This is a genomic window from Paralysiella testudinis, assembly GCF_016894345.1.
Taxonomy (GTDB): Bacteria; Pseudomonadota; Gammaproteobacteria; order Burkholderiales; family Neisseriaceae; genus Paralysiella; species Paralysiella testudinis.
The window spans coordinates 953,349-968,177 of the sequence record NZ_CP069798.1 but is presented as its reverse complement, the minus strand read 5'-3'; the positions used below and the strand labels follow the sequence as shown (position 1 = coordinate 968,177).

Here is a 14,829-nt window from a genome sequence, read left to right as displayed (position 1 = left end):
AAATCGGCATTATCTGAAACCTGTCCAACATACTGTCACTTTAATGAGCACGGCCATCTCTTTGAGGCAGCCTGAAAAATATTGGTATTGTGCGAACACAAAAAACAGCCAAGCGGTTGGCAACACCTACCGCTTGGCTGTTTTTAAATCAATCCAGAATCCGCTTCGCTGTTACTGGCGGCAAAACGGCATGGTATGGTTAGCGCTTTAACCTACGCGCATACCCGGTTGCGCACCGGAATCCACATCCAGCAAAAATAACTTGTCCTCGCCCGCAGCCGAAGTAATCATGCCTTCGGATATACCGAATTTGGCCATTTTACGCGGTGCGAAGTTGGCCACCACAATCACCATGCGGCCAATCAATTTGGCCGGCTCAGGATAGCTGGCAGCAATGCCGGAGAAGATGGTGCGTTGCTCAAAACCCAAGTCCAGCTGGAATTTCAGCAGCTTGCTGCTGCCTTCCACCGCTTCGCAATGCAGCACTTTGGCCACGCGTAAATCGATTTTCATAAAGTCGTCAAACGAAGCCTGCGGTGTGAGCGGCTCATAGGCTGCCTGAACGGGTGCCGCTGCTTCGGCAGCTTGAATGTTTTGTTTGTTGGCGGCGATTAAATCATCCACTTGTTTTTGCTCCACGCGTTGCATTAAATGTTGGTATGGGTTGATGACGTGGCCTTCAGGCAGCGTTGTGGTGCTGCTGGCCCAGGTGAACGCCGGCAGATTCAAAAAGGCAGCGGCTTGTGCGGCCACTTGCGGCAACACCGGCGCCAGATACGCGCTGAGTATCTTAAAGGCGTTAATCAGCTCGCTGCACACTTGGTGCAGGCGCTCGGCCTGGCCTTCTTGTTTGGCCAGTTCCCACGGTTTGTTGGCATCCACATATTCGTTCACCACATCGGCCAGCGCCATAATATCGCGCAGGGCGCGGGCGTATTCGCGGTTGTTGTAGTATTCGGCAATGGTTTCGCTGTGCGCCTGCAATTGCGCCAACAAGGCGCTGTCGGCGGTTTGTTTCAGGCTGCCTGAAAAACGTTTGTGGATAAAGCCAGCGGCGCGGGCGGCGATGTTGACGTATTTGCCCACCAAGTCGCTGTTAACGCGCGAGATAAAATCTTGCAGGTTCAGGTCGATGTCTTCAATTTTGCTGTTCAGTTTGGCGGCAATATAGTAGCGCATCCATTCCGGGTTCAGGCCGCCGTCCAGATACGATTGGGCGGTGATGAAGGTGCCGCGCGATTTGGACATTTTTTGCCCGTCTACGGTTAAAAAGCCGTGGGCAAACACGCCGGTGGGGGCACGGTGGCCGGAATACTGCAGTGTGGCCGGCCAAAACAAGGCGTGGAAATACAGAATGTCTTTGCCGATAAAGTGGTATAGCTCGGTGTTGCTGTCGGGCTGAAACCAGGCATCGAAATCCACGCCGATGCGATCGCACAGGTTTTTAAACGAAGCCATATAGCCGATGGGCGCATCCAGCCACACATAGAAATATTTGCCCGGCGCATCGGGAATTTCAAAGCCAAAATACGGCGCATCGCGGCTGATGTCCCAGTCGGACAATTGGCCGTCTTGCAGCCATTCGTTCATTTTGTTTAAGGCTTCGGGCTGCAAATGCGGCTGCACTTTGCCGTTGGCCAAGGTGGTGCTGCCTGAAGTCCATTGCTGCAAATAATCCACACATTCGCCCAGCTTAAAGAAAAAGTGTTCCGACTCTTTCAGCACCGGCGTGGCGCCGGATACGGCGGAATAAGGCTTAATCAGCTCGGTAGGGCTGTAGGTGGTGCCGCACACTTCGCAGTTGTCGCCGTATTGGTCGGGCGCGTGGCATTTGGGGCATTCGCCTTTTACAAAGCGGTCGGGCAGAAACATGTTCTTTTCGGGGTCGAACAGCTGCTCGATGGTGCGTGATTCGATTTTGCCGTTGGCTTTCAGGGCGCGGTAAATTTGCTCGGAAAAGGTTTTGTTTTCCGGCGAATGGGTGCTGTAGTAGTTGTCGTAGCCGATACCAAAGCCGGTGAAATCGGCCAGATGCGCTTCGCGCACGCGGGCAATCATGTCTTCCGGAGCCAAGCCTTGCTTTTGTGCCGCCAGCATCACCGGGGTGCCGTGGGTGTCGTCGGCACAGCAGTAATAGCATTCGTGGCCGCGCATTTTTTGAAAGCGCACCCAAACATCGGTTTGGATGTGCTCAACCATATGGCCTAAATGAATGCTGCCGTTGGCATACGGCAGCGCGGATGTAACCAGTATTTTGCGGGGCGTGTTCATAAATCGTGTGTTGTGGGCGGAATAATCATGCAGGCGATTATAGCAGAGCCATGCTGCTTGCACGGTGTTCTGCAGCAGAGGCTGCCTGAAAACAGAATGCCCAACAGCCACAGCGTGCTTGTTCTTTTGCTACACACCCCCTAGAATAAACATTTTTTAACACAACACGGGAACGCAGATGTCTTTGAAACGTTTGGCCACGGCCTATATGAACGGCAGCCTAGTGTGGCAGATTGTGATCGGTTTAATACTGGGTATTGCGCTGGCAGCGGTATGGCCGCAAGGTGCCAAATCGGTGGGCTTGCTGGGCGACTTTTTTGTGGGCGCGCTCAAAGCGGTGGCACCGGTGTTGGTATTGGTGCTGGTGGCTTCGGCCATTGCGCAGCATAAAACCGGCAATCAGGTTTATATCAAGCCGATTTTGCTGCTTTATTTGCTGGGCACTTTTGCCGCAGCGCTGGTGGCGGTATTGGCCAGCTTTATGTTTCCCACCAATTTAACACTGGTGACCGCCGAAATCAGCCAAACCCCGCCTTCCGGCATTGTTGAGGTGCTCAAAACGCTGGTGCTGCGCTTGGTAGACAATCCGTTTAACGCGATTGCCACTGCCAACTACATCGGCATTCTGGCCTGGGCGGTGTTGCTGGGCATTGCGCTGCGCCATGCCGCCGAACCGGCCAAAGTCATGCTGAATGAGCTGGCCGAGGCGATTACCAAAATTGTGCGCTGGGTTATCCGCTTGGCGCCGATTGGTGTGTTTGGCATTGTGGCTTCCACCATTGCCACCACCGGCTTTGGCGAATTGCTGGCCTACGCCAAATTGCTGGCGGTATTGGTGGGGGCGATGCTGTTTGTGGCGCTGGTGATAAATCCGCTGATTGTATTTGCCAAAATCCGCCGCAACCCCTACCCGCTGGTGTTCACCTGCTTGGCCGAAAGCGGCCTCACCGCCTTTTTCACCCGCAGCTCCGCCGCCAATATTCCGGTGAACATGGCTTTGGCTAAAAAATTAGGGCTGCATGAAGACACCTATTCCGTGTCTATTCCGCTGGGTGCCACCATCAATATGGCCGGTGCCGCCATCACCATCACCGTGCTTACACTGGCAGCGGTACACACCTTGGGTATTGAAGTTGATATCGCCACAGCGCTGCTGTTGAGCTTATTGGCCGCGATTGGTGCCTGCGGGGCTTCCGGCGTGCCCGGCGGATCGCTGCTGCTGATTCCCATGGCCTGCAGCCTGTTTGGCATCAGCAACGATTTGGCCACTCAAGTGGTGGCGGTGGGCTTTATTATCGGCGTGGTACAAGATTCGTGCGAAACCGCGCTAAACTCCTCCACCGATGTGTTGTTTACCGCCGCTGCCGATTTGGGCGAACGCCGCAACAGCGGGGTTTAAATCTGGGTACGCAATACACGCGCAAATCAAAAGGCTGCCTGAATATCATTTCAGGCAGCCTTTTTTGGCTGTGTTTTTCAGATACGCCGCCAAACTTACTGGCGATAAGCCCGTAGATACCATCTCTCGCATCAAGCCGCAATGGTTATTTTGGCCTGATATTCGCATTGGTGCTTCAACACACCAAAGCAAATCTGTACCAAGCGGCGCATCGCTGCGCCGATGGTCTGCATTTCCGTTTTGTTTCTGGCTTTCAGTCTGCGGTAATGCGCGTTAATATCCGGATTCCACGTTTTTGCAACCACCGCAGCCATATACAACTTAGCTCGTATGACCGAACTGCCCCGCTTGGAAAGCATGGCTTTGCCTTTGTGTTTGCCGGATTCCCGTTTTTTCGGCACCAATCCCAAATAGGCAGCCATTTGCGAGGCGGAGGTAAAATGTTTGCTATGATAGAGCGCAACCATGCGCAATGAAACCACTTCACCTACACCGGGTATGCTGCGCAGTAAAGCACGGTCTTTTTTCAAATCAGGATGCCGGTCAATATGTTGTTCGATTTCCTGTGTGATGGTGCTGATCTGCTGCTTCAAATTGGTCTGCATGGTGCTGATGGACTGGCTGACCGCTTCGGGAACAGCGCTGAATCCGGCTTTCTCCATGCGGTTGTCTTCACGCTGCAGATCGCTTTGCAGCGCATCTAGACGGGCTAGTAGTGCGTTGAGCCGCTTGATGTGGGGTGCAGCAGGCTGCCATTGGCGTACTTTGTGGTGCATGAGGCGGTCAATACCGGCTCTGGCCAGTGACTGGCTATCAGCCTTATCGGTTTTGTGCAAGCTGTCGTATTTGGCATAATGGGCACTGTCGGCAGGATTAAGCAGATAAACGGCGATGCCTTTGTTATGCAGGTACTCTGCCAATGCTTCGTGGTAAACGCCGGTGGCTTCCATGAAAATTTTGAGTAGGCTTAAGTCTTCACCGATGTTTTTATACAGCCATTCTGTCAGTTGGTTAAAGCCTTGGAGGTGGTTTGGCAATGCTTTGGTTTTGATTTTACTGCTGCCAATGTCGCGGATAAGAGCACAATCTAATTTGTTTTTGCTGATGTCGATGCCCAATACTTGGAAGTTCATCATAATCTATCCTTATTTATGCAGTGTCTTGCGGGCGCTGCCGCGCACTTGGATACCATTCAGATTGTAGGATGAGGTGTATGGCAGTGTTATCTACATTTCAGTGTCGGGCACTTGGGTCGGATACAGTTTGCTGCCATACGGGGCGGGAATAATACGCGTTTTACTCACCGCTTGAGAGATACAAGGTCGGATTCTTGAATCCGACACTTGTTTACAGAACAAGGCTCTTGCATCGCTTTGGCCAAACGTCGGATTCAAGAATCCGACCTACGCGTATCTGCCAAACTGCTTTATTTTTAAGCTTATACCAATTCTAAAAATTAACCCAACTGCGTTGGCTCGCCTTGCCGTACTAGCTGTACTGTCTGCGGCTCGTCGCCTTGTTATCTTATTTTTTAGAATTGGTATTATTTTTGAAAAGCATCAAAAACTTACGAGCGATACGGATTTTCCACACCAGCAGCCAACGCCTGCAAATACGCACGCAGTTGTGCCTCAGCGCAGCCCATCAGCAGGCCATCTTCAAACGCATCTTGCGCCATTTGAAACAGCTCCTGCATGTTTTCCTGCATCACTTTGATTTTTTCGGTGCAGGCCACGGTGCGACCTTGCTCGTCGAGCCACACCGGCATTGCGGGCATACTCATATTATTCCCCGCCTAACGGAAACGGTCGCTATTGCTGACACGGCGGGCGGTGGTGTAATACCGCGCCCAGTAGCCGCTGTCTATGCTGGTGATTTCAATATTTTTGCCGGTGCGCGGCGCGTGTACCATACGTCCGTTGCCAATATACATGCCCACATGCGAAATGCGCCGCCCGCCGGGGCTGAAAAACACCATATCGCCCGGCTGCAAATCGCCACGGCTCACCGCCCGGCCCACGGTAGCCATTTCCGAAGAGGTACGCGGCAAATTCACGCGCATGCTCTTTTTGAAAATGTATTGCATAAAACCACTGCAATCAAGGCCGCTCACCGGTGAATTGCCACCAAAGCGGTAAGCCACGCCCAGCAAGCCCATGGCGTTCATAATCAAATCGCCAGCATCATCGCCACTACTGGCTTGCGAGCCGGTTTTGTCGTTAATCAGCCGCTCCAAGGCGGCATTGTCCAAACCTTCCGGCGCCGCATGTACCGGTGCCACATAAAAAACGCCGGCGCACAGGCAAGCTGTTGCCAACGTTATCCACTTATGCATCCATTTCATTCGCAAATCCATTTACTTTTGCGCACAACAAACGCTGCCTGAAAGGGCTATTTAGCCGCTTCAATCAGCGCAGTGGCGAAGGCGCTTGTGTTATGCTGTGCCGTCGCAGCCCCCGTTAACGAGAGTGAAACCGAAACATGAGCAAATCTGCTTTTGCCGCCATGGGCGATTTGGCCCGTTTACGCGAAATCGCGGCCATTTTGGCACGCTACGGTTTAAGCGAATTTATCCAGCGCCTGCGCCTGTCGGGCAAGCCCTGGCAGGACAAACAGGCGCAAGCGGCAGCACAACAGCACCGTTATTTAAGCACACCGCAGCGTTTCCGGCGTGCCTTTGAAGAATTAGGGCCTACTTTTATCAAACTCGGGCAGGTATTGTCTACCCGTGTGGACATCTTTGGCCGAGAATGGACGGAAGAGTTCGAACATTTGCAAAGCAATGTGCGCCCGATTGCCAGCGCCGACATCCTCGCCCTCATCGAAAGCCAGCTGCAACAGCCATTGGGCGAAGTATTCCGCCATATCGACCCGCAGCCCATCGGCAGCGCTTCGATTGCCCAAGTACACCGCGCGGTGTTGGTGAGCGGCGAAGTGGTGGCGGTAAAAGTGAAGCGGCCAGACATCGATGCCACCATCGCTGCAGATTTACGTATTTTAACCCATATTGCACAGCTGATTGAAACCGAAATTCCCGAATCGCGCCGCTACCATCCGGTGCAAATGCTGCACTATTTTGCCCGCTCGCTGGCCAAAGAAACCGATTTATCGGTGGAACTGCGCTATTTACAGCGCTTTGGCCGCGCCTACGAAAACCACGCTTTTATCCGCATTCCCAAGGTGTACGCCGCGTATTCTAACCGCCAACTGCTGGTGCAAGAATACATTGACGATACTTTACTGAATGATTTGGCACTGGAAACCCTGCCCGCCGAAGCACGGCGGCAGCTGGCCACCCACATTACCGACGCCTTATTGGGCATGATTTTGCAGCACGGCTTTTTCCATGCCGACCCACACCCGGGCAATATTTTTGTGAACGCCCAAGGCCGTATTGCCCTAATCGACTTCGGCTTGGTGGGCCACCTCAGCGCCACCCGCCGCCGTGAAATTATTTCTTTAATCAACGCCTTGATGCAGCGCGACCAATTTGCCATGCAATATGTACTCAGCAATTGGGCGCAGGGCGATTTGCCCGACGAAAGCCTGCTGGGCGCGGATGTGATGGAAATGCTGCTCAACTACGAACACACCGCCATGAAGGACTTGCGCATCAGCCAGGTGATTAACGACATCACCCACATCATGCGCACCCACGAGCTCACTCTGCCGCCCGACTTGGTAATGCTGTTTAAAGCACTGATTACACTGGAGGGCGTGGTAAAACGGCTGGACGGCGAATTCGAGCTGCTGCAACACGCCAAGCCGATAGTGCGCAACATCATGCGCCACCGCCTGCAACCGGGGCATGTGTGGCGCAAAAGCAAGATGCACACGCAAATGCTCACCCAAGTGCTGGATGAAATGCCGCAAAACGTGCTGCGCCTCAGCCGCCGCATTCAAAAAGGCCAATTCAGCATTAATCTGGACATCAAACGGCTGGAGCAGCTCAACACCCAGCTCGACCGCATCACCAACCGCCTCACCATGGGCATCGTTACCGCCGCGCTGATTGTGGGCTCCTCCATCGTGATGAACATTGATGCCGGCCCCAAACTCTTCGGCCTGCCCTTTTTCGGCCTGATTGGCTATTTGCTCGCCTTTGCCAACAGCCTGTGGGTGATTTGGTCGATTTGGCGCTCCGGCAAACACTGATTTATTGCTATTGCAACCATGCCGTCCCAACCCAATCCCCACCCTCATGCCCGTATCACCGTATGGCTGGCCGCCCTGCGCTTGCGCACCCTGCCGCTGGCCGGTGCCGCCATGCTGGCCGCAGCCATGCTGGCGTGGCAGCAGCAGGTGTTTCAGGCAGCCTTGTTTATCGCCAGCCTCAGCACCGCCGTTTTACTGCAAATATTCAGCAATCTGGCCAACGATTACGGCGATGCCGCACACGGTGCCGATCGCCAACGCCGCCACGGCCCCGTGCGGGCGGTGGCCGCCGGGCTGATTGCACCGTTGCACATGCGCCGCGCCCTGCTTGGGTGCGCCTTGCTGTGTATGGCCAGCGGCTTGTGGTTGCTGGCCATCAGCCTGCCCGCACTGCACGGCTGGGCGGCACAGTGGTGGCTGTGGCTGCTGTTGGGCACGTTGGCGCTGTTGGCGGCATGGGCTTACACCGCCGGACACCGGCCCTATGGCTATGTCGGCTTGGGTGATGCGGCGGTGTGGCTGTTTTTCGGCCTGCTGGCCGTGTTGGGCGGCAGCGTACTCTACGGCGCAGCCATTACTTGGCCTGCCGTGGCAGCAGCCAATGCGCTGGGGCTGTGGTGCACAGCCGTGCTCAACATCAATAATATGCGCGACATCCCCACCGATTTGGCTGCCGGCAAACACACCATAGCCGCCCGCCTCGGCCTGCGCCGCGCCGGTCGGTACCATGCGGTTTTATTGGGCTTGGCCGCCGCCAGCTGGGGCGTGTGGCTATACCATAGCCTGCCGCCCATGGCGGCCATTTTGCTGGCCAGCGCTTTGCTGTTGTTTTACCGTCATCATGACCACGCCCTGCGAAGCGCGCCACAACGACCGCACGAATACAACCGCCAATTGGCGCAACTGAGCCTGTTTATCCTGCTGTGGGTGGGTGCCAATGCACTGGCAATGGGTTCGTTTCATGCTGCCTGAAAGGCGGCATGAAGAAAGTAATCCATCTCAGGCTGCCTGAAAGGCGGCATGAAGAAAGTAATCCATCTCATGCTGCCTGAAAGACGGCGTGAAGAAAGTAATCCATCCTAGGCTGCCTGAAACCCAAAACAGCCGTGGGCAGGTATTCTGCCTGTGCTACAATGCCCACCCTAGCGCTTTCATACCTAACCACATTGTAATCAAGGGAGAATACCGTATGCAGCCGCAACGCAATGTTCAAGACTACACCCAGCTGGGTGGTGCCGTGCAGCCGCAAAACACCGTTTTGCGCAAAACCTACGGCCTGCTCGGGCTGGCCTTTTTGCCCTGTATCGCCGGTGCCTATTTTGGCAGCCAGTTTAATTTTGCCGCCGTGATGGGCAATTTTTGGGTCACCATCATTGCCTTTTTCGCCTTTTTCTACGGCATGTGTTTTGCGATTGAAAAAAACCGCTACAGCAATGTGGGTGTGGCTTTGTTGATGGTGTTCACCTTCGGCATGGGCTTTATGCTCGGCCCCATCCTGCAATACAGCGCCGGTTTTGCCAACGGCACTAAGCTCGTGGCCATGGCCGCGGCGATGACTGCCGGGGTGTTTTTGGTGATGGCCGCCGCCGCGCGCCGCACCAAAGCCGATATGAATGCCTTGGGGCGCTTTTTGATGGTGGGCGCAGTGGTGCTGATGGTGGGCGTGGTGGCCAACCTGTTTTTGCACATCCCCGCGCTCTCACTCACTATTGCCGCGGGCTTTGTGATTTTTAGCTCTTTGCTGATTATGTGGCAAATCAAAACCGTCATCGACGGCGGCGAAGACAGCCACATCAGCGCCGCACTCACCATTTTTATCTCAATTTACAATATCTTCAGCAGCCTGCTGCGTATTTTGCTGGCGTTTGCCGGTGATGATTAAAGTACATTGATTAACGCATAAGGCTGCCTGAAACCGTTTCAGGCAGCCTTTTTATTGCCAATTCTAAAAAATAACCTAACTGCGTTGGCTCGCCTTGCCGTACTACTTGTACTGTCTGCGGCTTGCCGCCTTGTTATCTTATTTTTTTAGAATGGGTATAACACCATAGAAACCCCGCCCATGAATCCCGTTTTATCTTGGCAAGAACACGGCGAATGCCACAGTGCCGCTTGGCGCAGCGAAAGCCGCCATCAGCCGCCGCAGCGCATTGAAGCGGTGGCGCAAATCAGCGCCGAGCAAGCCTTAAGCCTGATACACCAAAACACCGCCCTACTTTGGCGCGGCGACTACCACCAAGGCAAGCAATTGCTGGCGGCCATCAAAAAACGCGTGCGCAGCCACAGCAAGCCTGCCGCCGATTTCCACCGCCACCGCCTGCAACAATCACAACACAGCCGCCTATTCAACTTATTGCTGCTGGAAGTGCAGCCCGGCTTTATGCTTGCCAATGGCCGCGCGCCCGATGTTCAGGCAGCCTTGGCCGATGTGTACGGCAGCGCCAACGAAACGCCGTTTCTGCTGCCGCTCAACGCCCTGCTCGGCTTTATCGGCGCCCACGAATGGCACAAACAAGGCGTGCCCGTGCCCGCCTTGGGCGGCGCGCATATCCACGTACCGTTTGGCGTGTTTTCGCCTTTGCGCGGTGAATATCTGGATTTGCTCGCCAGCGCCCCCTTGCCGCCGCACACGCAAACAGCGTGGGACATCGGCACCGGCAGCGGCGTGCTGGCTGCCATTTTGGCTCGACGCGGTATTGCCCATATTATCGGCACCGACAGCAACCCGCGTGCCGTGGCCGCCGCACGCGCCAATATCCGGCGTTTAGGCTACAGTGCCCAAGTACAGATTAACGCCACCGACTTACTGCCCGCAGGCAGTGCCGACCTGATTGTGTGCAACCCGCCGTGGCTGCCCGCCAAGCCCGGTGCCGACATCGAAACCGCCCTCTACGACCCCAACCACGCCATGCTGCACGCCCTATTGGCTCAAGCACCCGCCCGCCTCAACCCCGGCGGCGAGCTGTGGCTGATTATGTCCGACCTGGCCGAACACCTCGGCTTGCGCCCCGCCAACGCACTTGCCCAATGGTTTGCCGACGCCGGTTTGGCCGTAGCCGCCCACAGCCACACCCGCCCGCAACACGCCAAAGCACAGCGCCAACACGACCCCCTACACCACGCCCGCAGCCGCGAAACCACTTCGCTGTGGCGGCTGGTGCCACAATAAGGCTGAGACTTTTGCAAAATGCCGTTTAGTCTGCAAAAAACCTTTCCAGTTTGTCATTCCGGCGTAAGCCGGAATCCATATCTTTAAACATAATGAATTGATTCAAAATTAATTTATTAGCAAACAATGGATTCCGGCCTACGCCGGAATGACAGATTTGAGCATTTTTCATTAATTTAGAAAAATTTCGCAAAGGTCTCGGGCTGCCTGAACGGAAAAAATCCGCCAAAATAATATTTTGGCGGATTTGATGTTTAATACGGAGCCGTATCAATGCTTGCCGCCGAGCGGCATCACCGCTTTCACCCACACCGCGTTGCCTTGCGGGCGGTTTTTGGCCTGCCATTCTTTTTGCCATTTGGCGGTAACGAACCAGCCTTTGCCGCTGTCGTATTTAACCGAAGGCCCCAGTGCGAAAGCGCTGCCTTTGCTGTTGGGTAGGCGCTCGCCGTTTTGCTGGTCGGCGCTGGTTTGCTGCATCCAATAGCCGCCCGCACCCGCCGTCCAGCCATTGCCAAACGCCCAACCCACCGAATAATCGGCATGCAGCTCATCGCCGCTGCGATAATCGGTATCTTTATTGCGCTGATTGATAATATAGCCGAATTTGGCATCGGCATTCAGCCCTTTGGGCTGGATATAGCTAATGGCGTACACCGGCTCGATGGCGCTGTGATTGTGGCCGATATTGGCCAAATCTTTTTTATCGTATGCGCCGGTGGGCAGATAGACATCCAGCGCGGCAATGCTGTGCAGCTTTTCACTGTGGTGGTAGCCCAGCGCCGCGCCCACGGTGATGTCGCCGATGCCGGTTTTGTGTTGCGATTGCCCGGCGGCACGCACGTTCAAGTCCACCAGCGGCACGATGGCGTGTAGCGCCAAATCACCGCCGAGCACTTTTTGCGGGGTAACCCAAATCAGCCGCGGTGCCAACACATTGGCACGCAGGCGGAAATCGGGCACATGGGCGTTGTCGCCATCGGCATTGTTGAGGCGGCCGGCACGGTAATGGTTGCCGTAGAGCATGCCGTATACGCCCGGCGGCGGCAAGGCGCCGGCCATAAAGTTTTCCACGCCGTGCGGGTAGATGGATGCGCCGCCTTCGGCTGCCCATGCGGCAACCGGGCTCAGTCCCAGCAAAAGCAGCCATTTGCAGGTGTTTGGGTTCATGTGTTTTCCTTTGTTGATAATGGGTTTTTATTGTTTGAGGAGTTTGTGCTAAGGCTGCCTGAACAGGCTTTCAGGCAGCCTTAGCACAAACGAAACCAGCAATTGGCAACGCCTGTGTCAAATACAAATAAGGGTTTAACTAAACCGCACCGAAGCGCCGCCGATGCCGCCGATGGATACCGACATCACATCACCCGCCGCCACCGGCTCCAGCGGCACCAAGGCGCCGGACAAAATCACTTCGCCCGCTTTCAGGCCGATGCCGAAACGCCCTAGGGTGTTGGCCAGCCACACCACGCAATTGACCGGGCTGCCCAAGGCGGCGGCACCGGCGCCGGTGCTGATAACGCGGCCGTTTTTCTCCACCACCATGCCGCAGGTGGCCAAATCGACTTGGCGCGGGCTCACGGCGGTGTCGCCCAACAGCAGTACGCCGCAAGAAGCGTTGTCGGCCACGGTGTCTTGGATTTTGATTTGCCAGTTTTCAATGCGTGAATCGACAATTTCAAAACACGGCATCACCGCTTCGGTGGCGGCCAACACATCGGCGGCGGTGATGCCGGGGCCTTGCAAGTCTTTTTTGAGGATAAAGGCGATTTCACCCTCGGCGCGCGGCTGCATCAATAGCTGGCTCACCGGCACTTCCTGCCCTTGATTGAACACCATTTTGTCGGTGAGGTAGCCGAAATCGGGTTGGTTAACCTTCAGCATGTCTTGCACGGCCTTGGAAGTAAGGCCGATTTTTTTGCCGATGATGCGCTCGCCCGCATCAAGGCGGTGCTGCAAAAAACGCAGCGAAATTTGGTAGGCGTCGTCGATGCTGATGTCGGGCGCTTGCTCGGTGAGTGGGCGGATGGGCTGGCGGCTTTGCATGGCTTGGTAGAGTATATTGCCGTAATGTTGGATGTCGTCTTGGGTCATGTTGCGCTCCCGTGTTCAAGCTGCCGCAAAGGCTGCCTGAAAAAATTTAATCAAATTCAGATTGGCTGATAGCCAATTTGTAAAAATCGAATCAGCTTCAGGTACAGGGCTACCATGTTTAATAAGCGTTGCGGGGAAAGCCATGCGTAGCTCAAGCGTCGGATTCAAGAATCCGGCCTACGGCATCAATCCATTCAAGGCACCGGCAGCCTGTCTTATTCACATTTTGATGCAGATATTTTTCAGCTCGGTGTAAAACTCCAGCCCGTGCACGCCGCCTTCGCGGCCAATGCCGGACTGCTTGGCGCCGCCAAAGGCGGTGCGCAAATCGCGCAAAAACCAGCTGTTCACCCACACAATGCCCGCTTCCATCTGTTCGGCCACGCGCATGGCGCGGCTGCTGTTTTCGGTCCAGATGGCGGCGGCCAAACCGTAATCGGTGTTGTTGGCCAACGCAATCACTTCTTCTTCGCTGTCAAACGGGCGGATGTGGCAGCAAGGGCCGAAGATTTCTTCGCGCACCACGCGCGCATCGTCGGCCAATCCGGTCCAAATGGTGGGCTCGATCCAAGCGCCCGCATTCAGCGCCGCGCCCATGTCGGGCACGCCGCCGCCAATTTCCACGGTGGCGCCTTCCGCCACTGCCAACTGGTAGTACGACAGCACTTTATCGCGGTGTTCGTGGCTGATCAGCGGGCCGAAATTGGCCGCTGCGTCAGCGGGGCGGCCGGGCTTGAGTTTGGCGGCGGCTTCTTTCATGCGCCGCACAAAATCGGCAAACAGTGGCCGCTCCACATACACGCGTTCGGTGCCCAAACACACTTGACCGCAATTGACAAAAGCCGAACGCATGGTGCCTTCCACCGCTTTTTCCAAATCGCAGTCGGCAAATACAATGGCCGGGTTTTTGCCGCCGCATTCCAGCGAAATATTGCGCAAACCCACGGCGGCGGCCTTCATGATGGCTTCGCCGGTGCGGGTTTCTCCGGTAAAGGTGATGGCATTCACGCCGTTGTGCTCGGTGAGGAAAGCACCGGCAGAATTGGGGCCAAAACCGTGTACCACGTTGAACACACCGGGCGGCACGCCGCATTCGTTCATCACCTCGCCGAGCAAGGTGGTGGTGGCCGGGGTTTCTTCCGAGGGTTTCACCACCACGGTGTTACCGCAGGCCAGCGCCGGACCCACTTTCCAAGTCATCAGCAGCAAGGGCAGATTCCACGGTGCAATCACCGCAATCACGCCTTTGGGGGTGCGGTGGCCGATGTTCACGGCACCCAAGCCATCGGGCGTGTCCAAACGGAACGCTTCGGTGGGGTGGTTGGCCAGGGTTTCGGAAAAAGCCTTGAAGTTGGCGGCACCGCGCGGGATGTCGATGTGGCTGGCCATACTTTTGGGTTTGCCGGTATCGCGGCATTCGGCTTCGAGAAAATCGTCGAAGCGCTCGTTGATGCGCTCGGCCACCTTGTTGAGCAGTTGGATGCGTTGCGCTTGGGTGAGCTGCCCCCACGGCCCGGCCAGCGCCGCGCGTGCTGCGGCCACGGCGGCATCCACTTCTTCGCGACCGGCCTCGTGCACCATACCGATAAGGCTGTTGTCTACCGGGCTGCGGTTTGCAAAGGTTTTGCCGCTGGCGGAAGCCACATACTGGCCGTTAATAAAATGTTTGAATTCTTGCATGCTGTTTTTCCTTGGCTAAAACCCGGCGGGGTATTCATCAAGGCTGCCTGAAAGGCATTCAGGC

The 14,829-nt window shown here is 55.6% G+C and carries 13 protein-coding genes; 5 read left to right on the top strand and 8 right to left on the bottom strand.

Going from position 1 to position 14,829, the window contains the following annotated elements:
• Positions 1-207: 207 nt before the first annotated feature.
• Complete coding sequence (gene metG, locus JQU52_RS04905; RefSeq protein ID WP_230340023.1) at positions 208-2,271, bottom strand: methionine--tRNA ligase; 2,064 nt, start codon at positions 2,269-2,271, stop codon at positions 208-210.
• Positions 2,272-2,449: 178 nt separating this feature from the next.
• On the opposite strand from metG, the gene sstT reads away from it, so the two are divergent.
• Positions 2,450-3,670 (top strand): serine/threonine transporter SstT, encoded by a 1,221-nt coding sequence (sstT, locus tag JQU52_RS04900; protein WP_230340022.1) that lies wholly within the window; start codon positions 2,450-2,452, stop codon positions 3,668-3,670.
• A gap of 131 nt (positions 3,671-3,801) precedes the next feature.
• Here sstT and JQU52_RS04895 read toward each other — a convergent pair whose 3' ends face one another.
• The 3 genes from JQU52_RS04895 to JQU52_RS04885 all read right to left on the bottom strand — a co-directional run bounded on the left by JQU52_RS04895 (position 3,802) and on the right by JQU52_RS04885 (position 5,951).
• Positions 3,802-4,806 carry an IS110 family RNA-guided transposase gene (locus tag JQU52_RS04895; protein ID WP_230340021.1) on the bottom strand — a complete coding sequence of 335 codons (1,005 nt, stop codon included), beginning with the start codon at positions 4,804-4,806 and terminating at the stop codon, positions 3,802-3,804.
• Positions 4,807-5,237: 431 nt separating this feature from the next.
• Positions 5,238-5,453, bottom strand: a complete 216-nt coding sequence (locus tag JQU52_RS04890) for a hypothetical protein (protein ID WP_230340020.1) — start codon at positions 5,451-5,453, stop codon at positions 5,238-5,240.
• Between the two features lie 12 nt (positions 5,454-5,465).
• Positions 5,466-5,951: a C40 family peptidase gene (locus tag JQU52_RS04885; protein ID WP_328301151.1), complete on the bottom strand. Its 486-nt coding sequence runs from the start codon at positions 5,949-5,951 to the stop codon at positions 5,466-5,468.
• A 200-nt stretch (positions 5,952-6,151) separates the two neighbouring features.
• Between JQU52_RS04885 and JQU52_RS04880 the strand changes: the two genes are divergently transcribed.
• The 4 genes from JQU52_RS04880 (at position 6,152) to JQU52_RS04865 (ending at position 10,994) form a co-directional block, all read left to right on the top strand.
• The gene (locus JQU52_RS04880) at positions 6,152-7,825 is read left to right on the top strand and encodes an ABC1 kinase family protein (RefSeq protein ID WP_230340018.1); all 1,674 of its coding nucleotides are present in this window, start codon (positions 6,152-6,154) and stop codon (positions 7,823-7,825) included.
• Positions 7,826-7,843: 18 nt separating this feature from the next.
• Positions 7,844-8,797, top strand: coding sequence for a 1,4-dihydroxy-2-naphthoate octaprenyltransferase (gene menA, locus JQU52_RS04875; protein WP_230340017.1), 954 nt, complete (start codon positions 7,844-7,846; stop codon positions 8,795-8,797).
• Positions 8,798-9,014: 217 nt separating this feature from the next.
• Positions 9,015-9,707, top strand: a complete 693-nt coding sequence (locus JQU52_RS04870; RefSeq protein ID WP_230340016.1) for a Bax inhibitor-1/YccA family protein — start codon at positions 9,015-9,017, stop codon at positions 9,705-9,707.
• Between the two features lie 180 nt (positions 9,708-9,887).
• On the top strand, positions 9,888-10,994 hold the full coding sequence (locus JQU52_RS04865; protein ID WP_230340015.1) for a methyltransferase: 1,107 nt from the start codon (positions 9,888-9,890) through the stop codon (positions 10,992-10,994).
• A 25-nt stretch (positions 10,995-11,019) separates the two neighbouring features.
• On the opposite strand, the gene JQU52_RS04860 is transcribed toward JQU52_RS04865, so the two are convergent.
• From JQU52_RS04860 to JQU52_RS04845, 4 genes are all read right to left on the bottom strand, one after another.
• The gene (locus JQU52_RS04860) at positions 11,020-11,304 is read right to left on the bottom strand and encodes a hypothetical protein (RefSeq protein WP_230340014.1); all 285 of its coding nucleotides are present in this window, start codon (positions 11,302-11,304) and stop codon (positions 11,020-11,022) included.
• Positions 11,265-12,164 carry a SphA family protein gene (locus JQU52_RS04855; protein ID WP_230340013.1) on the bottom strand — a complete coding sequence of 300 codons (900 nt, stop codon included), beginning with the start codon at positions 12,162-12,164 and terminating at the stop codon, positions 11,265-11,267. Before JQU52_RS04855 ends, JQU52_RS04860 begins: the two co-directional genes overlap by 40 nt.
• A 135-nt stretch (positions 12,165-12,299) precedes the next feature.
• Positions 12,300-13,085, bottom strand: coding sequence for a 2-oxopent-4-enoate hydratase (dmpE, locus tag JQU52_RS04850; protein ID WP_230340012.1), 786 nt, complete (start codon positions 13,083-13,085; stop codon positions 12,300-12,302).
• Positions 13,086-13,304: 219 nt separating this feature from the next.
• Complete coding sequence (locus tag JQU52_RS04845; protein WP_230340011.1) at positions 13,305-14,765, bottom strand: 2-hydroxymuconic semialdehyde dehydrogenase; 1,461 nt, start codon at positions 14,763-14,765, stop codon at positions 13,305-13,307.
• Between the last annotated feature and the right edge of the window lie 64 nt (positions 14,766-14,829).